The organism is Kocuria rosea, assembly GCF_023715525.1.
GTDB classification, from domain to species: Bacteria; Actinomycetota; Actinomycetes; order Actinomycetales; family Micrococcaceae; genus Kocuria; species Kocuria rosea_A.
The window spans coordinates 1-23,716 of the sequence record NZ_JAMBOG010000036.1; the positions used below are offsets into that span (position 1 = coordinate 1).

A 23,716-nucleotide genomic window follows, 5' to 3' on the forward strand; every position below is an offset into this window, starting at 1 on the left:
TAAGACCCACAGCGCCGATGGTACTGCACCCGGAAGGGTGTGGGAGAGTAGGACACCGCCGGACCACACCAGAAGGGTCGAGCCCCCGCACCACACGGTGCGGGGGCTCCCCACCTTAACCACCCACCCCGGATGACTCACACCTGCGCGGTGAGTGCTGCGCCACATGCACCGGCTACCACGCACGCCCAGCCGGCACCCCCACTCCACAGGCCCCGCAGGCCACCCCGACAGGGCCCTTCCCCACACCCGGGTCCCGCTGTCCGGAGGGTCCACGACGTCATCTGCGGTGCGTACGACGGTCCAGGGCGGACAATGGCGCCATGGACGCACATACCGAGAACAGGACGGACGGGGCCGATGATACGGCGGCCCCGCGGCTCGTGGACGTGGACGAGCAGCCCCTCGCCGTCGTGGTCGGCTCGGTCCGGCTGGAGGAGCTGCGCGGATTCTTCGACAGCGCCTTCAGGGAACTGGGCGAACGGATGGCCGCCGGCGACGTGGTGCCCGCAGGCCCGGCCCTGGCGCTGTACCGGTCCGCGCCGGCGGAGACCGTCGACCTCGAGGTCGGGTTCGTCGTGCGGGAGCCGGTCGCACCGGCGGGCGCCGTCGTCGCCGGGAGACTGCCCGCGACGCGGGCGGTGACCGCCGTGCACCACGGGAACTACGACGGCCTCGGGGAGGCGTGGGCGCGTCTGCGTGCCTGGGCCGAGGACCAGGGCATCACTCTGGGGGCGCCGCTGTGGGAGGTGTACGTGACCGAGCCGCACCCGGGGGACGATCCGCGGGACATGGTGACGGAACTGTACTGGGCCGCGCAGCCCTGAGCGGTGCCCAGGGACGGTCCGGAGATCAGGGCTCGAGAACGGTGTCCTCCCGCGCCTCGTGCTCATCGGTGGTGACGAGGGCCTTCGCGCGCCGGCCGACGATCTTGTCCATGACCGCGGCGATGGCGCCGTCACCGGTCACGTTGGTCGCGGTGCCGAAGGAGTCGATTGCGATGTAGGTGGCGATCATGAGGGCGACAGCGGTGTCGTCGAAACCGAGCATGCTCTGCAGCACACCGACGGCGGCCATGATGGCGCCGCCGGGCACGCCCGGCGCGGCGACCATGGTGATGCCGAGCATGAGGATGAACCCGAGGTAGCCCAGGTTGTCGATCGGCATGCCCGTGATGGTCATGATGGCGAGCGAGAACAGCACGATCTTCAGGGTGGAGCCGGCCAGGTGGATCGTCGCCGCCAGCGGGATGACGAAGCCTGCCACGGGCTTGCTGATGCCGTTGGCCTCCGCGCACCTGAGGGTGACGGGGATCGTGGCCGCGGACGACGACGTGCCGAGTGCCGTCACGTAGGCGGGCAGCATGTTCCTCAGCATCGTCAAGGGGTTGCGGCGGGTGTACGCGCCGGCGATGACGTACTGCACGAGCAGCAGCACGATCGTGAGCGCGAACGCCAGCACCACGACCTTGAGGAAAGTGGTGATGACGGTGAGGATCTGTCCGTTCATGGTGAGGTTCATGAACATGCCGAAGATGTAGAGCGGCAGCAGGGGAATGATCACCAGTTCGACGATGCGCATGATGATCCCGCGCAGATCGTCCATGGCCTTGTGCAGGGTCTCCCCGCGGATGAGGGTGATCCCCACGCCCAGGCAGAACGAGAGCACGAGCGCGGTCATCACGTCGAAGACCGGCGCCAGCTCGAGGCTGAAGAAGCCCGTGAGCGCTGTCTCCTCCGGGTTCGCCAGCGCATTGACCTCGCGCTCCCCACCGAGCAGCCAGGGGAAGGTGCCGCGGGCGACGAGGAAGGCGAGGATCCCGGAGAACACGGTGGAGGCGTATGCGATGGCCGCGGTGATGCCGAGCCACTTGCCCGCCCCCCGGCCGAGGTCTGCGATGGCGGGGGTGACGAGGCCGAGGATCAGCAGCGGGACGATGAAGCCCAGGAAGGCACTGAACAGGCCGTTGAAGGTGAGGAACACTCGGGCGAGCGGTTCGGGGAAGATCAGCCCGCAGACGATGCCCAGAACGATGCCGAGGAGCACGCGCACCAGCAGGTGGGACGTGAGGGGTTTCTTGGTCATGGGCTCAATTATCGGCCCTCGGAGGGGCCCGTCGGGACCGCACCGGCGAGTGCGCCCCTCCTCTAGAATGAGGGACGATCAAAAAGGGCGGACCGCTGTGCGGTGACCGCCCACAGCCACGAACGCCGTCCGCCCGCCGGCCGGCACAGAGGAGCGGTACGTGTCCGAGTCTTTCCAGCACGGTTCCCGGGACGAGCACCGGAACGGAAACACCGGCCCGCGCCGGTCCGGCGGAGGCGCCGAACGCGACGGCGACCGGTCGGGCGGGGCGCCGCGGCGCCGGTACGACGACGGCCGGCGCAGCTTCTCCCGCGACGACCGTGAGGGCGACCGCTCTACGGGACGGACCGGCGGCGACAGCGGCGGACGCTCCTACGGCGACCGTCGGAGGGAGGACCGTCCGGCCCAGGGCGAGCGCCGTGACGACCGGCGCGGTGGCTACGGCGACCGTGGACGCGATGAGCGGTCGGGTCAGGGCGAGCGGCGCGGTGGTTTCTCCGACCGGCGTGACGACCGGCGCGGAGCGTACGGCGACCGCCGGGATGACCGCCGGGGCGCAGGCTCGGGTGAGCGGGGTCCTCGTCGTGAGGGCGAGGGCTACCGGGGCGGCCGCGACGACCGCCGTGACGAGCGGTCGGGTCAGGGCGAGCGGCGCGGTGGTTTCTCCGACCGGCGTGACGACCGGCGCGGAGCGTACGGTGACCGCCGCCGGGAGGACCGTCCGGCCCAGGGCGATCGGCGTGACGACCGGCGCGGTGGCTACGGCGACCGTGGACGCGATGAGCGGTCGGGTCAGGGCGAGCGGCGCGGTGGTTTCTCCGACCGGCGTGACGACCGGCGCGGAGCGTACGGCGACCGCCGGGACGACCGCCGGGGCGCAGGCTCGGGTGAGCGGGGTCCTCGTCGTGAGGGCGAGGGCTACCGGGGCGGCCGTGACGACCGCCGGGGTGCGGGCTACGGTGGCCGCGGGCGTGATGAGCGGCCGGGTCAGGGCGAGCGGCGCGGTGGTTTCCCCGACCGCCGTGACGACCGCCGTGACGACCGGCGCGGTGGTTACGGCGACCGCACCGACGTGTCGACCCACCGGCACCGGGCGCCGGAGATCGACGAGGACGTCACCGGGCGGGAGCTGGACAAGCCGACGCGCGCACAGCTGGGCGCGCTCGAGCCGCGCAACGCGGAGGCCGTCGCCATGCACCTGGTGATGGCCGGTCGCTACCTGCTGGACGACCCCGAGCTCGCGCTCGAGCACGCCCTTGCCGCCGGTCGCCGGGGCGGACGCATCGCCGCGGTCCGCGAGGCCACGGGCATCGCGGCCTACGAGGCGGAGGACTGGTCCCTGGCCCTCAAGGAGCTGCGCACCTTCCGGCGGATGACCGGCTCCGAGGTCCACCTGCCCCTCATGGTCGACTGCGAGCGGGCCCTCGGGCGGCTGGACAAGGCCGTCGAGCTGGCCACCTCCGAGGCCGCGCAGGGCCTGGACGCCGCCGAGAAGGTCGAGCTGTCGATCGTGCTCGCGGGCATGCGCCGCGACCAGGGCGACGCCCAGGGGGCGGTCGACGCCCTCACGATCCCGCAGCTCGACAAGAACCGGGGCTTCTCGTACAGTCCCCGGCTGTTCCGCGCCTACGCCGAGGCGCTGCGCGGCGTGGGCCGCGACCGGGAGGCCCTGACCTGGGACCGCCAGGCCGTGGTGGCCGAGGCGGCCCTGGGCACGGGCCAGTTCGCCGAGCCGGAGATCTTCGACCTCGTGGGCGAGGAGCCCGAGGCGGCGGAGGAGACCGGCGTCGTGCTCGCCGACGCCGAGGACCCCGCCGCGCCGGACGAGGCGGCTGCCGGGACGGCCGCGGCGGCGCTCCCCGCCGGCCGGCGCGCGGACGGCGACCTGGAGGACCACCCGGACGACGAGTCCGACGACGTGCTCGACGAGGGCGCCGAGGAGGGTGCCGACGACGGTGCCGACGAGGACCAGGAGGAGTCCGCGGGGTCGGAGGAGGACCTCGACCCCGACGACGACTTCGAGGGCGGGAGCGAGGAGGACCTGGACCCCGACGACGACGCCGACATCGCCGACGGTGCGGGCGACGCGGAGGACGACCCGCGGCATGGCTGAACCGCTCCTCGACCGCTTCGACGCTGTCCTCAGCGACCTGGACGGCGTCGTCTACGCGGGTGACCACGCGGTCCCCGGCGCCCCGGAGAACCTGCGGCGGGCCACCGGGCAGGGCGTACCGGTCGTCTACGTGACCAACAACGCGTCCCGGTCGGTGGACACCGTGGCCGAGCACCTGACGGAGCTCGGCATCCCCACCGGGCCCGACGCCGTCGTCAGCTCCGCCCAGGCGGGCGCCGCCCTGCTCGCCGAGCGGCTGCCCGGCGGGACGCCGGTACTCGTCACCGGGGCGCAGGCGCTCGTCGACGTCGTGGCGGCCGCGGGCCTGCAGCCGGTGCGCACGCAGGCCGAGGCCCCCCGCGCGGTGATCCAGGGCATCGATCCGCAGCTGCGCTGGACGGAGCTGGCCGAGGCGTCCTACACCCTCGCCGATCCGGACGTGCTGTGGGTGGCGACGAACACCGATCTGACCATCCCCAAGGAGCGCGGCATGGCTCCCGGCAACGGGGCCCTGGTGGCCGCGGTGGCCGCGGCGACCGGACGCACCCCCGAGGTCGCGGGCAAGCCCGAGGCCCCGATCTTCCGCACGGCCGCGGAGCGGGTCGGCAGCACGCGGCCCGTGGTCGTCGGGGACCGGCTGGACACCGACGTCCTCGGCGGCAACCGGGCCGGCTTCGCGACCGTCGCCGTGCTCACCGGCGTCGACACCCTCGAGAGCATCCTCGCCGCCCGCACGGCCGAGCGCCCCGCCTACGTCGTGGCGGACCTCGACGGGCTCTTCCAGCCGTACCCCGAGGTCGAGGTGGCGGCCGGGGTCGGCGAGCAGCGCGCCAGCTGCGGGTCCGCCACGGCGGAGACCGACGGCACGGTCCTGCGGGTCCACGGCTCCCCGGAGGACCTGGACGCCTGGCGCGCCGCGTGCGCGGCGTGGTGGGCCGCCCATCCCGACACGGACGCCCCCCTGGCCCCGCGGCTCGAGTGGGGGACCGCCCGGTGACGGACCGCTCCGACGCCCCGGAGCGGCCGGTGGCCGGGGAGGCGGCGGACGAGGCCCCCGCCGTGCGCCCGACGGGCCACGCGCGGGTCGACGCCGTCCTGGCGCGGGCGGCCGCGCTGGCCGCGACGCCCGTCGCGGAGCACGCCGACCTGTACGAGGCCGTGCACGCTCAGCTGGCCGCCGAGCTGAGCGCGGAGCCGGAGACCGTCCCCGCGGGCCCCGTCCCGCCGCCCGCCGGCCCGGCGCGGGACGCGGGGGAGCGATGAGCCCGCGCCTGGACCAGGAGCTGACCACCCGGGAGCTGGCGCGCTCGCGCACGGTGGCCGCCCGCTGGATCGCCGAGGGGCGCGTGCTGGTCAACGGCACGCCGGCGACCAAGCCCTCCGCCCGCGTCGACGCCGACGACCGCCTGGAGGTCCGGTCCGCCGGCACCCCCGACTACGTGAGCCGCGCCGGGCACAAGCTCGCCGGCGCGCTCGCGGCCTTCCCGGGGATCACCGTGGCCGGGAAGCGCTGCTTGGACGCCGGCGCCTCGACGGGCGGGTTCACCGACGTGCTGCTGCGCGCGGGCGCCCGCGAGGTCGTGGCCGTCGACGTCGGCCACGACCAGCTCGTCCCCTCGCTGCGGGAGGACCCCCGCGTGCACGTGTTCGAGGGCATGAACGTGCGCTGGCTGCGCCCCGAGGAAGTCGGCGGCCCGGCGCAGCTGACCGTGTGCGACCTCTCGTTCATCTCCCTGACCCTGGTGGTCGGCCCGCTCGCGGCCGCGACCGTGCCGGGCGGTGACCTCGTGCTGATGGTCAAGCCGCAGTTCGAGGTCGGCGCCGACCGGCTGGCCCGCACCGGCGTGGTCACCAGCGAGGCCGAGCGCGCCCGCGCCGTCGACGCGGTCACCGAGGCGGCCCGGGCGCACGGGCTGAGCGTCCTCGGCCGGCAGCGCAGCCCCCTGCCGGGCCAGGACGGCAACCACGAGTTCTTCCTGTGGTGCCGCCGGGAGGGGACCGGCCCGGCGGCGTCCTGACTGTCCCCGGCCTCGCGTAGGGTGGTGAGCGGTGCCCGGTCCGCGGGCACGGCGTGCGCCGCCGGCCGTCCCCGGCCGGGAGGGCGCCCGAGTGCCCCGAACGGCGGAGGACGGGAGGACCCGTGAGCAGGAAGATTCTGGTCATGGCCCACACGGGCCGGCGCGAGGCCAAGGACGCCGCGCGCGAGTCCTGCCTGCAGCTGCACGAGGCGGGACTGGTCCCGGTGATCTCCCGGACCGACCTCGAGGCCCTGCTCGACGACGCCGAGCCGCTCGCGCCGGTGGAGATCATCGAGGAGGACGTCTCCCTGCGCGAGATCGAGCTCGTCATGGTCCTCGGCGGGGACGGGTCCATCCTGCGGGCCGCCGAGCTCGTGCGCAGCGTGGACACGCCGCTGCTGGGCGTGAACCTCGGCCACGTCGGCTTCCTCGCGGAGAGCGAGCGCTCCGACCTCGCCTCGACGGTCGAGGCCATCGTGGACGGGCGCTACACCGTCGAGCAGCGCATGGCGATCGACATCACCGTGTGGCAGGACGAGAAGAAGGTCCTGCACACCTGGGCCCTCAACGAGGCCTCGGTCGAGAAGGGCAACCGCGAGAAGATGATCGAGGTGGTCATCGAGGTCGACCGCCGGCCGCTGAGCACGTTCGGGTGCGACGGGGTGGTCCTCGCGACCCCCACCGGTTCCACCGCCTACGCGTTCTCCGCGGGCGGGCCGGTGGTGTGGCCCGAGGTCGAGGCGCTGCTCATGGTGCCGCTGAGCGCCCACGCCCTGTTCTCCCGCCCCCTCGTCATCTCCCCGAACTCCATGATGGCGGTGGAGGTCCTCACCCGCACCGACACCCGCGGCGTGCTGTGGTGCGACGGCCGCCGCACCACCGAGCTGCCGCCCGGGTCCCGGATCGAGGTCGTGCGCTCGCCGAAGGCCGTCAACCTCGCCCGGATGCACCGCACGCCCTTCTCCGAGCGGCTCGTGAAGAAGTTCGAGCTGCCCACGACCGGCTGGCGGGGCCCCGTGCCCCCGCACGAGGTGCCCGCGCTCCCCGCCGCGCCGCGGCGCGCGGCCCGCGGGGAACCGCACCCCGGCACCGTCCCGGCCGCCCTGACCCGCTCGAGCGTCGGGCGGGAGATGCCCCACGGCCCGGACGCCGAGACCTTCGAAGCCCGGGACCAGACCGCGGAGGCCGACTGAATGATCGAGGAGATCCACATCCACGACCTCGGCGTCATCACCGACGCCGTGCTGCCCCTGGGGCCGGGACTGAGCATCCTCTCCGGTGAGACCGGCGCGGGCAAGACCATGGTCGTCACCGCCCTCGGGATGCTGCTGGGCAACCGCTCCGACGCCGGGGCGGTGCGCTCCGGGGCGCCGAAGGCCGTGGCCGAGGCGGTCGTGCGCGTCCCGGCCGGGCACCCCGCGGCGGCCCTCGTCGAGGACGCCGGCGGCGCCGTCGACGTCGAGAGCGTCGCGGACCGCGAGGAGGCCCTCATCACCCTCGCGCGCGCCGTCACGGCGGAGGGCCGCAGCCGCGCCCACGTGGGCGGGCGGTCTGCCCCGGTGGGGACCCTCTCCGCGGTGGGGCAGTCGCTCGTGGCCGTGCACGGGCAGTCCGACCAGCTGCGCCTGAAGTCGCCCGCCGCCCAGCGCCACGCCCTCGACCAGTACGCGGGGGAGGATCTCGCGGAGGAGCTCGCGCGGTACCGGCAGCTGCTCGGCGAGTACCGCGCCGTGCAGCGGACCCTGCGGGAGGTCACCGAGCACGGCCGGGAACGGGCCCTGGAGGCCCAGACCCTGCAGGGCGCCCTGGAGGAGATCGACGCCGTGGACCCCCAGCCGGGGGAGGACGAGCGCCTCGACCAGGAGAGCCAGCGGCTGACCAACCTCGAGCAGCTGCGCACGGCCGCCCTCACCGCGCACACCGCCCTCAGCGGCGGCGAGTTCTCCGACGGGGACGCCGCCGACGCGATCGCCCTCATCGCGGGCGCCCAGCGCGCCCTGGCGCAGGAGGCGGCCTCCGACCCGCAGCTCGAGGAGCTCGCGGGCCGGGTGGCGGAGCTGGCCGTGCTCGTCACCGACGTCGCCGCCGACCTCTCCGGCTACGCCTCCGGGCTCGACGAGGAGGGCCCGGCCCGGCTGGCCGAGGTCGAGACCCGGCGCGCCAAGCTCAAGACCCTCACCCGCAAGTACGGGGCCACGGTCGACGAGGTCCTCGAGTGGGCCGGGCGGTCCCGGCAGCGGCTGGACGAGCTGACCGACGACCCGGCCCGGGAGCAGGAGCTGCGCGGGCGCCTCGAGGAGCTGCACGGCGCCCTCGTCGACCTCGCCGGGCGGATGACCGAGCGGCGGCGCGCCGCCGCGCGGCGGCTGTCCGAGGCGGTGAGCGAGGAGCTCACGGCGCTCGCGATGCCCAACGCGTCGCTGGTGATCGAGGTCGACCCCACGGAGGAGTTCTCCGGCTACGGCCGCGACGAGATCGCGTTCCTGCTCAAGCCCCACGCCGCCGCGACGCCGCGGCCCCTGGGCAAGGGCGCGTCCGGCGGCGAGCTGTCCCGCCTCATGCTGGCCATCGAGGTGGTCCTCGCGGCCGTCGACCCGGTGCCGACCTTCGTCTTCGACGAGGTGGACTCGGGGGTGGGCGGCAAGGCCGCCGTGGAGATCGGCCGCCGGCTCAAGATGCTCGCCCAGCACGTGCAGGTGCTCGTGGTGACGCACCTGCCGCAGGTGGCCGCGTTCGCCGACCAGCACATCCTCGTCACGAAGAGCGGGGACGCCACGGTCAGCGACGTCACCGTGCTGGACGAGGAGCAGCGCGTCGTCGAGCTCGCCCGCATGCTCGCCGGCCACGAGGACTCCGCGGCGGCACGCGAGCACGCCCGCGAGCTCGTGCGCGACGCGACGATCTGACGGCGATCCGTCCCCGTGGCCCGCCGCGGTGATCTGGGGCACTGGACCCGAGGCCGAGGAGGCAAAGGATGATAGGCTCGAATTCCGTGGTGAATGCAAACGAAGCCGCCCACGAGGCCGGCGCACAGCAGACCGAAAACCAGCGACCCGAGAAGGTCACCCGTCAGATCTTCGTGACGGGCGGCGTCGCCTCCTCCCTCGGCAAGGGCCTGACGGCCTCCTCCCTCGGCATGCTGCTGCGGGCACGCGGGCTCTCCGTCACGATGCAGAAGCTGGATCCCTACCTCAACGTGGACCCGGGCACCATGAACCCCTTCCAGCACGGCGAGGTCTTCGTCACCGACGACGGCGCCGAGACCGACCTGGACATCGGGCACTACGAGCGCTTCCTCGACGAGAACCTCGACGCCTCCGCGAACGTGACCACGGGCCAGGTCTACTCCACGGTCATCGCCAAGGAGCGCCGCGGCGAGTACCTCGGCGACACCGTCCAGGTCATCCCCCACATCACGGACGAGCTCAAGAGCCGCATGCGCCGCCGCGCGCAGGGCGAGGACCAGCCCGACATCATCATCACCGAGATCGGCGGGACCGTCGGCGACATCGAGTCCCAGCCGTTCCTCGAGGCCGCCCGCCAGGTCCGCCAGGACGTGGGCCGGCGCAACGTGTTCTACCTCCACGTCTCGCTCATCCCCTACATCGGCCCGTCCGGGGAGCTGAAGACCAAGCCGACCCAGCACTCCGTGGCCGCGCTGCGCGGGCTGGGCATCCAGCCCGACGCGCTCGTGCTGCGCTCCGACCGGCAGGTCCCCGACACGATGCTGCGCAAGATCGGCAACGCGTGCGACGTCGACCACGACGCCGTGATCTCGTGCCCGGACGCGCCCAGCATCTACGACATCCCCAAGACCCTGCACTCCCAGGGCCTGGACACCTACATCCTCGACTACCTCGGCCTGGACTACCAGGACGCGGACCTGACCCGGTGGGAGCGCCTGCTGCAGGCCGTGCACGAGCCGGCGCACTTCGTCACCGTCGCGATGGTCGGCAAGTACATCGACCTGCCCGACGCCTACCTCTCCGTCTCCGAGGCGCTGCGCGCCGGCGGCTTCGCCAACGACGCCCGCGTGAAGATCAAGTGGGTGGCCTCCGACCTGTGCGAGACCCCCGAGGGCGCGCAGCGGGAGCTCGGCGACGTCGACGCGATCTGCATCCCCGGCGGCTTCGGCATCCGCGGGATCGAGGGCAAGCTCGGCGCCCTGGGCTACGCCCGGGAGCACCGCATCCCCGCGCTGGGCCTGTGCCTGGGCATGCAGTGCATGGTCATCGAGTACGCCCGCACCGACCTCGGCCTCGCCGGGGCGTCCTCGACCGAGTTCGAGCCCGACACCGAGTTCCCCGTGATCGCCACGATGGACGAGCAGAAGCAGTACGTCGAGGGCGCGGGCGACCTGGGTGGCACCATGCGCCTGGGCCTGTACGACGCGAAGCTGCGGGAGGGCTCCGTCGTCGCCGCGACCTACGGCGCGACCCAGGTCCAGGAGCGTCACCGCCACCGCTACGAGGTCAACAACGAGTACCGGGAGCGCCTGGAGCAGGCCGGCCTGGTGCTCTCGGGCACCTCGCCCAACGGCACCCTCGTCGAGTTCGTCGAGCTGCCCCGCGAGGTGCACCCCTACTACGTGGGCACCCAGGCGCACCCCGAGCTGATGTCCCGCCCGACCCGTCCGCACCCGCTGTTCGACGGGCTGGTGAAGGCGGCCCTGGAGCGCCGGCAGGCCGAGGGCCGCTGAGCCCCGGCCCGTCGCCGCACGGGCACCCTGCGCAGGCGCCGCGTCCCCCGGACCGGCGCCTGCGCCGTCCCCGCCCCACAGCCCTGCCGAGACCGTTCCCGTTCGCCCCGCACCGCCGACCCGGAAGGACCCCATGGACATCCGCCACCTCGCCGCCGAGGACCTCACCGACCGGACCAGCGACCGCCGCACGGTGGCGTCCGAGACGGTCTACGAGGGCTACATCTGGAACGTGCAGCGGGACGAGTTCGAGCTCGCCCGGGGCGCGGACCTGCTGCGCCGCGACTACATCACCCACCCCGGCGCCGTGTCGGTGCTCGTGCTCAACGACCGGGACGAGGTGCTGCTGATCAACCAGTACCGCCGGCCGGTCGGGATGACCATGTGGGAGATCCCCGCCGGACTGCTCGACGTGGAGGGCGAGGACCCCGCCGTCGCCGCGCGGCGGGAGCTCGCCGAGGAGGCGGACCTGCGCGCCGAGCAGTGGGCGGTGCTCGTGGACTTCCACAACAGCCCCGGGTCCTCCTCGGAGGCCAACCGGATCTTCCTGGCCCGCGGGCTCAGCGACGTCCCCGACGGCGAGCGCCACCAGCGCGACGGCGAGGAGGCCGAGATCCACGGCGCCTGGGTCCCGCTCGACGGCGCCGTGCAGGCGGTGCTGGAGGGTCGGCTCAACTCGCCGGCGGCGGTGGTCGGGCTGCTCGCCGCCCACGCCGCGCGCGCCGGCGGCTTCCGCTCCCTGCGCCCCGTCGACACCCCCTGGCCCGGTCACCCCGCCTTCCGGTGAGCCCCCGCCTTCCGGTGGTCCCCGTCCCGGGCGACGCCGGACCCGCGGCGCCGCCCGGGACGGGCCGGCGCCGCGGGGGCTCAGCTCACAGGTGCCGCTCGTCGGGGCCGTTGTACGCGGCCAGCGGGCGGATCAGGGAGTTGGACGCGACCTGCTCCATGACGTGGGCCGTCCAGCCGGTGATCCGGGCCGCCACGAACAGCGGGGTGAAGGTCGGGATGTCGAAGCCCATGAGCCAGTAGGTAGGCCCGGCCGGGTAGTCGAGGTTGGGCTTGATGCCCTTGGCCTCGTCCATGGACCGCTCCAGCCCGTTGTACAGGCCCAGCAGCTCGGGCCGGCCGTAGTGATCGATCATCGCATCCAGGGCCGCCTTCATGGTCGGCACCCGGGAGTCCCCGTGCTTGTAGACGCGGTGGCCGAAGCCCATGACCTTCTTCTTCGCCGCCAGGGCCTCGTCCATCCACGCCTTGGCCCGGGCCTCGGCGTCGGCGGCCGGCTCGTCGGCGCGGATGCCGAGCTCGACGAAGGTCTCCATGACCGCCTCGTTGGCCCCGCCGTGCAGCGGGCCCTTCAGCGCCCCGATCGCCGCGGTGACCGCCGAGTGCAGGTCGGACAGGGTGGAGGTGACCACCCGTGCGGTGAAGGTGGAGGCGTTGAAGGAGTGCTCGGCGTAGAGGATCATCGAGGTGTTGAACGCCTCGACCACCGCCGGCTCCGCCTCCTCGCCGAAGGCCATCCACAGGAAGTTCGCGGAGTAGTCCAGGTCGTCGCGGGGGGCCACCACGTCCTGGCCGTGCCGGCGGCGCTGGTCGTAGCACACCACCGCGGGCATCGCGGCGAACAGCTTCTGCGCCTTGGCCAGGTTCGCCGTGCGCGAGGAGTCCTCCGCCTGCGGGTCCTGGGCGCCCAGTACCGACGCCGCGGTGCGGCACACGTCCATGGGGTGGCAGGTGGTGGGCAGCGCGTCGATGATCGCCTTCAGCTCCGGGCTCAGCGCGCGGTGGGCGCGCTCGTGGGCCCGGAAGTCGGCGAGCTCCTGCTCGGAGGGCAGCTCGCCGTTCCACAGCAGCAGCGCCACCTGCTCGAACGAGCAGGACGCGGCCAGCTCCTGGACGGGGTAGCCGCGGTAGAGCAGCGAGTTGGTGTCCGGGTTGACCTTGGAGATGGCCGTGTAGTCGGCCACGACGCCGGCCAGGCCCTTGTGCACCGCGGTGTCGGTCTCGGTCATGGTGGGTCTCCTTGGGTGGCGGGTGCGGTGGGAACGGGTCAGCCGTGCAGGCCGGGGACCTCGAAGTCGAAGACGGACGAGTCGAACTGGGTGTAGCCGTGGTAGTCGACCAGCTCGTAGAGCCGGGCCCGGGTGAGCATGTCGGGCACGGCGGCCTGCTGCGTGCCGTCGGCGGCGATCGTGTCGAGCACCCGCTCCATGGCGCCCAGGGCGGAGCGCATCAGGGTCACCGGGTAGATGACCATGTTCACGCCCACGGCCTCGAGCTGGTCGACGGTGAACAGCTCCGACTTCCCGAACTCGGTCATGTTCGCGAGGATCGGCACGTCGACCGCCGCGCGCATGGCCTCGAACTCGGACAGGTCGGCCATGGCCTCGGGGAAGATCGCGTCCGCCCCGGCGTCCACCAGCGCCTTCGCCCGGTCGGTGGCCGCGGTCAGGCCCTCCACACCCCGGACGTCGGTGCGGGCCATGACGAGGAAGTTCGGGTCGCGGCGGGCCTCGGCGGCGGCGCGCACGCGCTTGACGGCCGTGGCGAGGTCCACGACGTTCTTCCCGTCGAGGTGCCCGCAGCGCTTGGGGTTGAACTGGTCCTCGACGTGGCACCCGGCCAGGCCCGCGTTCTCGAGCTCCTGCACGGTGCGGGCGACGTTCATCGGCTCGCCGAAGCCGGTGTCCGCGTCGACGATGGCCGGGAGGTCCGTGAGGCGGGCGATCTGCCCGGCCCGGGCCGCGACCTCGGTCAGGGCCGTGAGCCCGATGTCCGGGAAGCCCAGCTCGTTGGCCAGCACGGCCCCGGAGATGTAGACGCCGTCGAAGCCCTTCTCCTGGATCAGCCGGGTCGAGATCGGGGTGAAGGCGCCCGGGAACTGCACGATGCGCGGGCCGGTCAGCATCTGCCGGAAGGCCACGCGCTTGGCCTCGGGCGTGGTGGTGGAGAACAGCATGGTCAGAAGATTCCCTTCGTGCCGGTGCGCAGGGTGATGCCCGCGGTGACGTTGAGGGCGTCCAGCTCCCCGGCGCCCAGGTCGGGGAGGTGCTCGGCCGCATCGATGAAGCGCTCGAGCTCCGCCTCGGCCACGAGGCCCTCGGCCAGCGTGCGCAGCTTCGCGACGTACTGGGCGCGGGCGAACGGGCGGGCGCCCAGGGGGTGGGCGTCGGCCACCGCGATCTCCTCCACGACGGTGGACCCGTCGGCCAGGAGGATCTCCGCCCGCCCCCCGAAGGCCTTCTGTCCCGGGTCGAGCGAGTGGTAGCGGCGGGTCCACTCCGGGTCCTCGGCGGTGGTGACCTTCCGCCACAGCGCGACGGTCTCCGGGCGGGACGCGCGCTCGGGGGCGTAGGAGTCGACGTGGTGCCAGGTGCCGTCCTGCAGGGCGACGGTGAAGATGTAGGGGATCGAGTGGTCCAGGGTCTCCCGGGTCGCCGTGGGGTCGTACTTCTGCGGGTCGCCCGCCCCGGAGCCGATGACGTAGTGGGTGTGGTGGGAGGTGTGCAGCACGATCCGCTCCACGGCGTCCGGGTCGGCGAGCTCCGGGCGCTCCCGGTTGAGCTTGCGGGCGAGGTCGATCCAGGCCTGGGCCTGGTACTCCGCGGAGTGCTCCTTGGTGTAGGTGTCGAGGATCGCGGCCTTCGCCTCGCCCGGGGCGGGCAGGGGAACCTCGTAGGAGGCGTCCGGGCCGTCGAGCAGCCACGCGATCACCCCGTCCTCGCCCTCGTAGATCGGGGTGGGGGAGGTCTGCCCGCGCATCGCCCGGTCCACGGCCTCCACGGCCATCTTCCCGGCGAACGCCGGGGCGTGGGCCTTCCACGTGGAGATCTCGCCCTTGCGGGACTGGCGGGTCGCGGTGGTGGTGTGCAGGCCCTGGCCGATGGCGTGGAAGATCGTCTCCACCTCCAGGCCCAGCAGGGTCCCGATGCCGGCCGCGGCGGAGGGTCCGAGGTGGGCGACGTGGTCGATCTTGTGCTTGTGCAGGCAGATCGCCTTCACGAGGTCCACCTGGAGCTCGTAGCCGGTGGCGATCCCGCGCACCAGGTCGCGGCCCGTGGCCCCGACGTGCTGGGCGACCGCGAGGATCGGGGGGATGTTGTCCCCGGGGTGGGAGTAGTCGGCGGCGAGGAAGGTGTCATGGTAGTCCAGCTCGCGCACGGCCACGCCGTTGGCCCAGGCCGCCCACTCGGGGGAGACCTTCCGGGTGCCGGCGTCCACGCCGTAGAGGCCCGCACCCGTGCCGCCCGGCGTCGGGGCGTGGGCGGCCGCCTGGTCGCGGGCCGCCACGATCGGGTCCCGGTTCAGCGAGGCGATCGCCACCGAGGCGTTGTCCAGGACGCGGTTGATCACCATCTCCGTCACCGCCTCGGTGACCTCGACGGGATCCGCCGCGACCTGGGCCATCTTCCAGGCCAGCTGGTCCTCGCGGCGCAGCTCGTCCTTCGACGGGTGGACGCGCACGTGGTGGAGAACGGTCATGGAGGTTCCTCTCGGGGAGCGGTCGGGTCGGGGCCGCCGGGCTCATCCGGTGGCGTCCAGCGGGGGAGCCGGCTCCACCCACTCGCGGACGGGGGTGGTCAGGACGGCGTGCAGGGAGTTGGCGAGGTGCACCCGGGTCGCGGCCTCGGCGAGCTCCTCCCGGCCCGCGGCGATCGCGCGGGCGATCTGGGCGTGCTCGGCGGCCGCGCGGGCCAGCCGGGCGGGGTTCGTCCGCGACAGCTTCCGCACCCGGGCCAGGTGCAGGCGCAGGGAGCGCTGGGCCGCCGTGAGGTAGGGGTTGGCCGCGGCGTCGTCGATGGCCCGGTCCATGCGCTCCACGAGCTCGTAGTACCCCGCCCGGCCGGCGCCCGCCTCGTGCAGCCCGTCCACGGCCGCCTCGAGCTCGTCGGCCAGGCGGTCGAAGACGGCGGCGTCGCGGCGCCGGGCCGCGAGCTTCGCGGCCTGGCCGTCGAGGGCCTCCCGCAGCTCGAACAGCGCCCGGACGTCCTCGAGCGAGACCTGGGAGACGACGACGCCCCGGCCCCGGTGGGCCTCGGCGAGGCCGTCGGCGGTCAGCCGGCTCAGCGCCTCGCGGATGGGGGTGCGCGAGATGCCGAAGCGCTCGGACTGCTCGACCTCGCCCAGGACCTGCCCGGGCAGCAGGCGCCACTCGACGATGTCCTCCCGCAGGGCCTCGTAGGCGCGGTCGCTGGCTCGCACCGATGCCTCCTCGCTGCCGCTCGGCGCGCCGCCGCTGCGCGGCGCGGTCGATGGGGTGACTGGGATCACACTCGTTCCCGAGTGTATACACAGTTCGCCGTGGTTCACCAGGTATTCCCGCCGGACCGTGACGTTGTCGCGTCCATGTATACACGATCCTTGCCGAGTGTGACTCGCGCCACTAGATTGACGGGCGGGGCCGGCGCACGGGAGCGGCCTCCGCCCGGCCCCGCCGCGGGCCGGACCACGACCGGCACCGCGACGCCCGGGAGGGACCCATGAGCACCGACCACCAGACGCCGCCGGCCGGGGGCGCCGACGCCCACGGCTACGCGCAGGTCTACCGCCGCAGCGTCCAGGACCCGGAGGGTTTCTGGCTCGAGGCCGCCGGCGCCGTCGACTGGGTGCGCCGGCCCACCGTGGCCCTCGACGCCGGGACGGCGCCGCTCTACCGCTGGTTCCCCGACGGGGAGCTCAACACCTCCCACAACGCCCTGGACCGCCACGTGGAGGCCGGTCACGGCGAGCGCACCGCGCTGATCTACGACTCGGCGGTGCTCGGCGTGCAGGAGCGCCGCAGCTACGCCCAGCTGCGGGACGAGGTGGCCCTCTTCGCGGGGGCGCTCGCCGCGCAGGGCGTGGGCAAGGGCGACCGGGTGCTGATCTACCTGCCGATGATCCCCCAGGCGCCGGTGGCGATGCTGGCGTGCGCGCGGCTGGGCGCCGTCCACTCGGTGGTCTTCGGGGGCTTCGCCCCCAAGGAGCTGGCCGCCCGGATCGACGACTCCCGCCCGCGCGTGGTCGTGACCACGACCGGCGGGGTGGAGCCGAAGCGGCGGATCGAGTACATCCCGGCGATCGAGGAGGCCCTGCGGCTGGCCGAGCACGCGCCCGCGGCCGTGGTCGTGCACGAGCGGGACGGCTTCGAGACCACGGTCGAGGACGCCCGGGCCCGTGCCGGGGCGAACGGGCGGTCCGCGGTCGAGTGGCTCACCTGGGCCGCGGTGACGGAGCGCGCCGAGCCGGCCGGGCCGGTCCCCGTCGCCGCCACCGATCCGCTCTACGTGCTCTACACCTCCGGCACGACGGGCACCCCGAAGGGCGTGGTGCGCGACAACGGCGGGCACGCCGTGGCCCTCGCCTGGTCGATGCGCCACATCTACGACGTGGGCCCGGGCGAGGTGATGTGGACCGCGTCCGACGTCGGGTGGGTGGTGGGCCACTCCTACATCGTCTACGGGCCGCTGCTGGCGGGGGCGACCACCGTGCTCTACGAGGGCAAGCCCGTGGGCACCCCCGACGCCGGGGCCTTCTGGCAGCGGGTGGAGGACCACCGGGTCAAGGTGCTGTTCACCGCGCCCACGGCGCTGCGGGCGATCCGCCGCGCGGATCCCGGGGGCGCGCTCGTGCGCCGCCACGACATCGGCTCCCTGCGGACCCTGTTCGTGGCGGGGGAGCGGCTGGACCCCGGGACCTACCACTGGGCCTCCGAGGTCCTGGGCGTGCCCGTGGTCGACCACTGGTGGCAGACGGAGACCGGGTGGGCGATCTGCGCGAACCCCTTCGGGATCGAGCGCCTCCCGCTCAAGGCCGGCTCGCCGTCCGTGCCGGTGCCCGGCTACCGGGTGGAGATCCTGGACCCGCTGGGCGCGCCCCTGGGCCCCGGGGAGGAGGGCAACATCGCCCTGCGCCTGCCCCTGCCGCCGGGGACCCTCACCACCCTGTGGGGCGACGACCGGCGCTTCGTCGACTCCTACCTCACCGCGTTCCCGGGCTACTACGCCACCGGCGACTCCGGCTACGTCGACGAGGACGGGTACGTCTACGTCATGGGCCGCACCGACGACGTCATCAACGTCTCGGGTCACCGGCTCTCGACCGGGGCGATGGAGCAGGTCCTGGCCTCCCACCCGGCGGTCGCGGAGTGCGCCGTGATCGGGGTCGCCGACCCGCTCAAGGGCCAGCGGCCCTCCGGGTACGTCGTGCTCAAGGCAGGTGTCGACACCCCCGAGGAGCAGCTGCGGCAGGAGCTGGTGGACCTCGTGCGCCGGCAGATCGGGGCGGTCGCGGACTTCAAGGACGTGGCGGTCGTCGAGGCCCTGCCCAAGACCCGCTCGGGCAAGATCCTGCGCAAGACCATGCGCCAGATGGCCGACGGCGAGGACTACGCCGTGCCCTCGACCATCGAGGACTCCTCCGTCCTGGACGCCCTGGCGGAGGTGCTGCGCCCGCCGCGCGCCCGTTGACGCCCTCCTGCCGGGCCGCGGAACGGTTCCCGGTGCGGCCGCGGGCGGGCGGCAACAAAGCGGCGAACTGCGCCCGGGTCCGGCGCAGGGGGCGACGCGGGGCGGCGAGGGGTCTACCCTGGCCGCACGAGCCTGCGGGACCGGGGCGGCCGGCCACTGCCCCTCGGGGCCGTGCGGAAGGAGCGGGGATGGGCTTCGACCAGTACCACGAGCCCCCGGGCGAGCTGCCCGAGGAGACCCGGACGTTCGCCCGGATGTGCGCGAACCTCACCGAGGAGGCCGAGGCCATCGGCTGGTACGCGCAGCGGATCTCGGTCGAGCAGGACCCCGCGGCGCGCGCCGTGATGCTCGACGCCGTGGGGGAGGAGTACAAGCACTTCTGCATGGCGCTGGAGTTCCTGCTCCGGCGCACGCCCCGGTGGCGCCGGATCGCCGAGGGCGTCCTGCTGCGGGAGGGCGACATCGTCGAGCACGGCGAGGCCGCCGAGGCGGGCGCCGCCGGGGCCGGGGCCGGCGAGGCGCGCGCCGGTGCCCCGGGTCCGCCCGGCGGGCCCGGGGACGGGTCCCTCGGCATCGGCTCGCTGCGGGGCCGGCCATGACGGGGGACCACCTGCTGCGGGCCCTGGCGCCCCTGCCGGAGAGCGCGTGGGCCCTCGTCGACGCCGAGGTCCGGGCACGGCTGCTCCCGGCCCTCGGCGCCCGCCGGGTCGTGGACTTCTCCGGCCCCCACGGCTGGACGCACTCGGCGACGGACCTGGGCCGTGCCGAGCCGCTCGAGCCCGGCCCGGACGGCCTGCAGGTCCACCGCCGGCGCGTGCTGCCCCTCGTCGAGGTGCGGGCGCCCTTCACGGTCTCCCGCGCGGAGCTGCTCGACGCCGACCGGGGGGCGCCGGACCCGGACCTGGGCGACCTCGAGCGCGCCGCGCTGCGGATGGCCACGGCCGAGAACATGGCCGTCCTCCACGGCTGGCCGGAGGCCGGGCTCGTCGGGATCACGCAGGCGGCGCGGCACCGGCCGGTCCCGCGGGGCGAGGACTTCGAGGACTACCCCCGCCGGGTGGCGCAGGCCGTGGAGGCCCTGCTCGGCAACGGGGTGGGCGGGCCCTTCGCGCTCGTCCTGGGCCCGGGCGACCACGCCGCGGTGCTGGGGACCGCCGAGCACGGCGGCTACCTCGTGTGGGACCACGTGCGCAGGATCCTCGCCGGCGGGCCCGTCGTGCGCGCCCCCGGCGTGCAGGGCGGCGTGGTGCTCAGCCTCCGCGGCGGGGACTTCGTCCTCGAGTCGGGCCTGGACCTGTCGGTGGGCTACGACCGGCACGACGGCGACGAGGTCCACCTCTACCTGGAGCAGACCTTCAGCTTCCGGGTGGTCACCCCCGGGGCCGCGATCGCCCTGGCCACCACCTAGCCGGACCAGCCGTACTCGAGCTCCGGGCGGCCAGGGGTGCCGTAGCGGGGCCGCCGGTGCACGAGGCCCCGGTCGGCCAGGTGCTCCAGGTAGCGCCGGGCGGTGACGCGCGAGAGGGTGCTGCGCTCGGCGACCTCCCCGGCCGACAGCCAGTCCCCGTCCCGGACGAGCTCGGTGACGGCCGCCAGCGTCTGCGGGGACAGGCCCTTGGGCGCGGCGGGCCGGGCCGCCTCGTTGAGCGCCGCGAACGCCCGGTCCACCTCGGCCTGGCCCACCGGCCCGCCCCGGCCCAGCAGGGACCGGTAGCGCCGGTAGGCGGCGAGCTTCTCCTCGAGCACGGCGTAGGTGAAGGGCTTGATGAGGTAGCCCACGACGCCGAGGGTGCTCGCCTCCCGGACCGTCGCCACGTCCCGGTGCGCCGTGATCACGAGCAGGTCCACGGACTCGCCCCGCGCCCGCAGGGTCCTGGCCACGTCGAGGCCGGACATGTCGGGGAGGTTGACGTCGAGCAGGACCAGGTCCACGGGCCGGTCCCCGCGCCGTGCCGCCTGCACGGCCTGGACGGCGGTGCGTCCGGACACGGCCGTCGCGGCGACCTCGAAGCCGGGGGAGCGGCGCACGTACTCCGCGTGGGAGGCGGCGGTGAGCGGCTCGTCGTCGACGACGAGCACGCGGACGGGGCCCGTCACGCCGGGACCCCCGGCACCCGGGGGCGCTCCGCGGCCGGCAGCGGGACCGTCACCGTGAACACGGCCCCGCCGTCGTTGGTCTGCTCGATCCGCGCGCCCCACCGCTCGACGACCTCCCGCACGAGGTGCAGGCCCACGCCCCGGCCCTCCGGGCCGGCGTCCTTCGTGGTGGTCCCGAGGTCCCAGACGGCGCGGCCCAGCTCCTCGGGCACGCCCATCCCGGTGTCCGCGACGGTGACGGCCACGGCCTCGCCCGCGTCCCCGGCCGCGTCCGTCCGGGCGATCTCGACCTCCACGACCGGGCGCACGGCCGCGGCGTTGGCGGCGGCCGCCTCGACGGCGTTGTCGACCAGGTTGCCGACCAGGGTCACGAGGTCGGCGGGCGGGATGGGGATCCGCGGCACCCCGGCCTCCACGTCCACGACCAGCTCGACGCCGCGCTCGTGGGCGGCGGCCGTCTTGCCGACGAGCAGGGCCGCGAGGAACGGGTCGTCCAGCCGCGCGACGAGGTCCTCGGACAGGCTGTGGGCCCGCGCCATGTCCGCGGACGCGAAGTCCAGGGCCTCCCCGGCGCGGCCGAGCTCCAGGAGGGAGACGACCGTGTGCATCCGGTTGGCGTGCTCGTGGGTCTGCGCGCGCAGGCCGGCGGCCAGCGTGGTGGCCGTGCGCAGCTGCCCGGACAGCCGGGAGATCTCGGTGTGGTCGCGCAGGATGACGACCATGCCGCGCCGGGCGGGACCGCCGCGGGCCGGCAGCGTCGAGACGATCAGGGTGCGCTCGCCGACCACGAACCACTGCTCCTGCACGGCCGCCCCGGACAGCAGCACCGCCTCCAGCGCCCCGGGCAGCCCCAGGGAGGCCACCGGCAGGGCGGTGGGGTCGGCCGCGCCCGGCTCCGCGGCGGGCAGCCCGAGCAGCTCGCGGGCCCGGGCGTTGACGACCCGCACCTGCCCGGCGTCGACGAGCAGCAGCCCCTCGGTGGCCTCGTTGAGCACGGCGTCGTGCAGCGCGTGGACCTGGGCGAGCTCCTCCGGGCCCCACCCGTGGGTGACCGCCCCGAGGTACCGCGCCATGAGGGCCGCGACCGTCGAGGACGCGGCCAGCAGCAGCGCCCCGACGAGCAGGACCGCCGGGAGCTGGCCGAGCGCCTGCTCCGACACGGCGTCGAGCAGCACCCCCGTGGCCACGAGCGCCACGACGGTCCCGTCGTCGTCCCGGACGGGGGCGATGGTGCGCACGGACGGGCCGAGGTCGCCGTGCTCCGTGCTGGTCCAGGTCTGCCCAGCGAGCGCGTGCGAGCGGTCGCCCCGGTACTGCTCGCCCACCTCGGCGGCCACCGGGTGGGTCCACCGGGTGCCGTCGGGGGCCATGATCGTCACGAAGTCGAGCTCGGTGTCGGCCAGCAGCCGGTCCGTCAGCGGCTGGAGCGCGGCGTGCGGGTCCGGGGAGCGCACGGCGTCGCGCACGAACGGGTCGTCGACGAGGGTGGTGCTCACCGCCCGGGTCATGCCCTCGGCACGGGCCACCAGGGCGTCCCGGGCCTGCGCGAAGAGGATGAGCGAGACGACGACGACGACCAGCACCACGACCGCGAGCTGCAGGTACAGGAAGCGCCTGGCCAAGGACATGCCCGCGCCCTCCCTCTCCGCCGTCGCCGCACCGTGACCCCCGTCTGTGGCCGGGGTCACGACCATTATGACCACAACGCGACACGGCCGGCGCGGGCCGGTGAGACTCGTCACAGCAGCCCGGGATCCCGGGCCCCGCCCGTCCCACCTCACCCGCACCGGAGGAGAAGCATGGCCACCGTCGCCACGGAACCCGTAGAGCCGCAACGGCCCGCCCAGAAGAAGGACAGGACGCACTACCTGTACGTCTTCGTGATCGTCGCCGTCGTCGCCGGCGCCGTGCTGGGCCTCGTCGCCCCCGAGTTCGCCCAGACGCTCAAGCCCATCGGCACGGCGTTCATCTCGCTCATCAAGATGATGATCGCCCCCATCATCTTCTGCACCATCGTCCTGGGCGTGGGCTCCATCGCCAAGGCGGCGACCGTCGGCAAGGTCGGCGGGCTGGCCCTGGCCTACTTCATGGCGATGTCCACCGTCGCCCTGGCCATCGGCCTGGTCGTCGGCAACCTCATCCACCCCGGCGAGGGCCTGGACATCCAGGGCTCCGAGTACGAGGTCACGGGCGGCGGCCACGCCGAGGGGGAGGGGACCATCGGGTTCCTGCTGGGCATCATCCCCACGACGCTGCTGTCCTCCCTGACCGAGGGCAACATCCTCCAGACCCTGTTCGTGGCCCTGATCGTGGGCTTCGCGCTGCAGCAGATGGGCCCGGCCGGCAAGCCGGTGCTCAAGGCCGTCGGCCACATCCAGGCGCTGGTCTTCCGCATCCTGGTCATGGTCATGTGGGTCGCCCCGATCGGCGCCTTCGGCGCGATCGCCGGCGTGGTCGGCGAGACCGGCGTCCAGGCCATCATCTCGATGGCCACCCTGATGATCGCCTTCTACATCACCTGCGCCCTGTTCATCGTGGTGGTCCTGGGCGGGCTGCTGAAGCTGGTCACCGGCGTGAACATCTTCCGGCTCATGAAGTACCTGGCGCGCGAGTACCTGCTGATCTTCTCCACCTCCTCCTCCGAGGCGGCCCTGCCGCGGCTCATCGCCAAGATGGAGCACGTGGGCGTGTCCAAGCCCGTGGTGGGCGTGACGGTCCCGACCGGCTACTCCTTCAACCTCGACGGCACGGCCATCTACCTGACCATGGCCGCCCTGTTCGTGGCCTCGGCCATGGGCTCCCCGCTGGAGCTGGGCGAGCAGGTCTCCCTGCTGGTGTTCATGATCATCGCGTCCAAGGGCGCCGCGGGCGTCACCGGCGCCGGGCTCGCCACCCTGGCCGGCGGTCTGCAGTCCCACCGCCCCGACCTCGTGGACGGCGTCGGCATCATCGTCGGCATCGACCGGTTCATGTCCGAGGCCCGTGCCCTGACCAACTTCACCGGCAACGCGGTCGCCACGCTGCTGATCGGCAAGTGGACCCGCGAGCTCGACCTGGTGCAGGTCGAGCGGGTGCTCTCCGGCCAGGACAAGTTCGACGAGACCACCATGAGCGCCCACCACCACGAGGCCCCGGCCTCCCAGGAGAAGGCGGCCGCCGAGGTCACCGAGGCCGCCGCGGTGCGCTGAGCCCGCCGGCAGCTCCTGCGCCGGGCCGCCCGTCCCCGCCCACCCCCACCGGGGCCGGCGGGGAC

The 23,716-nt window shown here is 74.0% G+C and carries 20 protein-coding genes; 13 read left to right on the forward strand and 7 right to left on the reverse strand.

Annotation, left to right across the window (positions count from 1 at the left end):
* Positions 1 to 323: 323 nt before the first annotated feature.
* Positions 324 to 827 (forward strand): GyrI-like domain-containing protein, encoded by a 504-nt coding sequence (locus tag M3185_RS16280; protein ID WP_251334722.1) that lies wholly within the window; start codon positions 324 to 326, stop codon positions 825 to 827.
* Positions 828 to 852: 25 nt separating this feature from the next.
* Here the strand turns inward: M3185_RS16280 and M3185_RS16285 are convergent, their stop codons facing one another.
* Complete coding sequence (locus M3185_RS16285) at positions 853 to 2,085, reverse strand: dicarboxylate/amino acid:cation symporter (protein WP_251334723.1); 1,233 nt, start codon at positions 2,083 to 2,085, stop codon at positions 853 to 855.
* A 1,072-nt stretch (positions 2,086 to 3,157) separates the two neighbouring features.
* Here M3185_RS16285 and M3185_RS16290 point away from each other — a divergent pair.
* The 8 genes from M3185_RS16290 (at position 3,158) to M3185_RS16325 (ending at position 11,702) form a co-directional block, all read left to right on the forward strand.
* A complete protein-coding gene (locus M3185_RS16290; protein ID WP_251334724.1) occupies positions 3,158 to 4,198 on the forward strand; it encodes a DNA polymerase V family protein in 1,041 nt (346 codons plus the stop codon).
* Positions 4,191 to 5,195: an HAD-IIA family hydrolase gene (locus tag M3185_RS16295; RefSeq protein ID WP_251334725.1), complete on the forward strand. Its 1,005-nt coding sequence runs from the start codon at positions 4,191 to 4,193 to the stop codon at positions 5,193 to 5,195. Before M3185_RS16290 ends, M3185_RS16295 begins: the two co-directional genes overlap by 8 nt.
* On the forward strand, positions 5,192 to 5,461 hold the full coding sequence (locus tag M3185_RS16300) for a hypothetical protein (RefSeq protein ID WP_251334726.1): 270 nt from the start codon (positions 5,192 to 5,194) through the stop codon (positions 5,459 to 5,461). Before M3185_RS16295 ends, M3185_RS16300 begins: the two co-directional genes overlap by 4 nt.
* Complete coding sequence (locus M3185_RS16305) at positions 5,458 to 6,216, forward strand: TlyA family RNA methyltransferase (RefSeq protein WP_251334727.1); 759 nt, start codon at positions 5,458 to 5,460, stop codon at positions 6,214 to 6,216. Before M3185_RS16300 ends, M3185_RS16305 begins: the two co-directional genes overlap by 4 nt.
* A 122-nt stretch (positions 6,217 to 6,338) precedes the next feature.
* Entirely contained in the window at positions 6,339 to 7,409 is a 1,071-nt protein-coding gene (locus tag M3185_RS16310; protein WP_251334728.1) for an NAD kinase, read from the forward strand.
* The gene (gene recN / locus M3185_RS16315) at positions 7,410 to 9,122 is read left to right on the forward strand and encodes a DNA repair protein RecN (protein WP_251334729.1); all 1,713 of its coding nucleotides are present in this window, start codon (positions 7,410 to 7,412) and stop codon (positions 9,120 to 9,122) included.
* A 68-nt stretch (positions 9,123 to 9,190) separates the two neighbouring features.
* A complete protein-coding gene (locus M3185_RS16320; protein ID WP_251334730.1) occupies positions 9,191 to 10,915 on the forward strand; it encodes a CTP synthase in 1,725 nt (574 codons plus the stop codon).
* 133 nt (positions 10,916 to 11,048) lie between these two features.
* Positions 11,049 to 11,702: an NUDIX domain-containing protein gene (locus M3185_RS16325; protein WP_251334731.1), complete on the forward strand. Its 654-nt coding sequence runs from the start codon at positions 11,049 to 11,051 to the stop codon at positions 11,700 to 11,702.
* 85 nt (positions 11,703 to 11,787) lie between these two features.
* On the opposite strand, the gene M3185_RS16330 is transcribed toward M3185_RS16325, so the two are convergent.
* Genes M3185_RS16330 through M3185_RS16345 form a run of 4 tightly spaced genes read right to left on the reverse strand, consistent with a single transcriptional unit; the run spans position 11,788 to position 16,120 of the window.
* Entirely contained in the window at positions 11,788 to 12,930 is a 1,143-nt protein-coding gene (locus M3185_RS16330) for a bifunctional 2-methylcitrate synthase/citrate synthase (RefSeq protein WP_251334732.1), read from the reverse strand.
* A gap of 38 nt (positions 12,931 to 12,968) precedes the next feature.
* Positions 12,969 to 13,877: a methylisocitrate lyase gene (gene prpB, locus M3185_RS16335; RefSeq protein ID WP_251334733.1), complete on the reverse strand. Its 909-nt coding sequence runs from the start codon at positions 13,875 to 13,877 to the stop codon at positions 12,969 to 12,971.
* Positions 13,878 to 13,879: 2 nt separating this feature from the next.
* Positions 13,880 to 15,400: an MmgE/PrpD family protein gene (locus M3185_RS16340; RefSeq protein ID WP_251334734.1), complete on the reverse strand. Its 1,521-nt coding sequence runs from the start codon at positions 15,398 to 15,400 to the stop codon at positions 13,880 to 13,882.
* 42 nt (positions 15,401 to 15,442) lie between these two features.
* Positions 15,443 to 16,120 carry a GntR family transcriptional regulator gene (locus M3185_RS16345; protein ID WP_251334735.1) on the reverse strand — a complete coding sequence of 226 codons (678 nt, stop codon included), beginning with the start codon at positions 16,118 to 16,120 and terminating at the stop codon, positions 15,443 to 15,445.
* Positions 16,121 to 16,398: 278 nt separating this feature from the next.
* On the opposite strand from M3185_RS16345, the gene M3185_RS16350 reads away from it, so the two are divergent.
* The 3 genes from M3185_RS16350 to M3185_RS16360 all read left to right on the forward strand — a co-directional run bounded on the left by M3185_RS16350 (position 16,399) and on the right by M3185_RS16360 (position 19,774).
* Positions 16,399 to 18,366: a propionyl-CoA synthetase gene (locus tag M3185_RS16350; RefSeq protein WP_251334736.1), complete on the forward strand. Its 1,968-nt coding sequence runs from the start codon at positions 16,399 to 16,401 to the stop codon at positions 18,364 to 18,366.
* A gap of 188 nt (positions 18,367 to 18,554) precedes the next feature.
* Entirely contained in the window at positions 18,555 to 18,965 is a 411-nt protein-coding gene (locus M3185_RS16355) for a ferritin family protein (RefSeq protein ID WP_251334737.1), read from the forward strand.
* Positions 18,962 to 19,774 carry a family 1 encapsulin nanocompartment shell protein gene (locus M3185_RS16360; RefSeq protein ID WP_251334738.1) on the forward strand — a complete coding sequence of 271 codons (813 nt, stop codon included), beginning with the start codon at positions 18,962 to 18,964 and terminating at the stop codon, positions 19,772 to 19,774. The genes M3185_RS16355 and M3185_RS16360 overlap by 4 nt, the downstream gene beginning before the upstream one ends.
* Here the strand turns inward: M3185_RS16360 and M3185_RS16365 are convergent.
* Positions 19,771 to 20,463: a response regulator gene (locus tag M3185_RS16365; protein WP_251334739.1), complete on the reverse strand. Its 693-nt coding sequence runs from the start codon at positions 20,461 to 20,463 to the stop codon at positions 19,771 to 19,773. The genes M3185_RS16360 and M3185_RS16365 overlap by 4 nt on opposite strands.
* Entirely contained in the window at positions 20,460 to 22,091 is a 1,632-nt protein-coding gene (locus M3185_RS16370; protein WP_251334740.1) for a sensor histidine kinase, read from the reverse strand. Before M3185_RS16370 ends, M3185_RS16365 begins: the two co-directional genes overlap by 4 nt.
* Before the next feature lie 171 nt (positions 22,092 to 22,262).
* Here M3185_RS16370 and M3185_RS16375 point away from each other — a divergent pair, with 171 nt between their 5' ends.
* A complete protein-coding gene (locus M3185_RS16375; RefSeq protein ID WP_251334741.1) occupies positions 22,263 to 23,651 on the forward strand; it encodes a cation:dicarboxylate symporter family transporter in 1,389 nt (462 codons plus the stop codon).
* The last annotated feature ends 65 nt before the right edge of the window (positions 23,652 to 23,716 follow it).

Bases quoted from the DNA above. Each gene is read 5' to 3' on its own strand.
- M3185_RS16280 (WP_251334722.1), top strand. From the start codon at position 324: ATGGACGCACATACCGAGAACAGGACGGACGGGGCCGATGATACGGCG.
- M3185_RS16285 (WP_251334723.1), bottom strand. From the start codon at position 2,085: ATGACCAAGAAACCCCTCACGTCCCACCTGCTGGTGCGCGTGCTCCTC.
- M3185_RS16295 (WP_251334725.1), top strand. From the start codon at position 4,191: ATGGCTGAACCGCTCCTCGACCGCTTCGACGCTGTCCTCAGCGACCTG.
- M3185_RS16305 (WP_251334727.1), top strand. From the start codon at position 5,458: ATGAGCCCGCGCCTGGACCAGGAGCTGACCACCCGGGAGCTGGCGCGC.
- recN (WP_251334729.1), top strand. From the start codon at position 7,410: ATGATCGAGGAGATCCACATCCACGACCTCGGCGTCATCACCGACGCC.
- M3185_RS16320 (WP_251334730.1), top strand. From the start codon at position 9,191: ATGATAGGCTCGAATTCCGTGGTGAATGCAAACGAAGCCGCCCACGAG.
- M3185_RS16325 (WP_251334731.1), top strand. From the start codon at position 11,049: ATGGACATCCGCCACCTCGCCGCCGAGGACCTCACCGACCGGACCAGC.
- M3185_RS16330 (WP_251334732.1), bottom strand. From the start codon at position 12,930: ATGACCGAGACCGACACCGCGGTGCACAAGGGCCTGGCCGGCGTCGTG.
- prpB (WP_251334733.1), bottom strand. From the start codon at position 13,877: ATGCTGTTCTCCACCACCACGCCCGAGGCCAAGCGCGTGGCCTTCCGG.
- M3185_RS16340 (WP_251334734.1), bottom strand. From the start codon at position 15,400: ATGACCGTTCTCCACCACGTGCGCGTCCACCCGTCGAAGGACGAGCTG.
- M3185_RS16350 (WP_251334736.1), top strand. From the start codon at position 16,399: ATGAGCACCGACCACCAGACGCCGCCGGCCGGGGGCGCCGACGCCCAC.
- M3185_RS16355 (WP_251334737.1), top strand. From the start codon at position 18,555: ATGGGCTTCGACCAGTACCACGAGCCCCCGGGCGAGCTGCCCGAGGAG.
- M3185_RS16360 (WP_251334738.1), top strand. From the start codon at position 18,962: ATGACGGGGGACCACCTGCTGCGGGCCCTGGCGCCCCTGCCGGAGAGC.
- M3185_RS16370 (WP_251334740.1), bottom strand. From the start codon at position 22,091: ATGTCCTTGGCCAGGCGCTTCCTGTACCTGCAGCTCGCGGTCGTGGTG.
- M3185_RS16375 (WP_251334741.1), top strand. From the start codon at position 22,263: ATGGCCACCGTCGCCACGGAACCCGTAGAGCCGCAACGGCCCGCCCAG.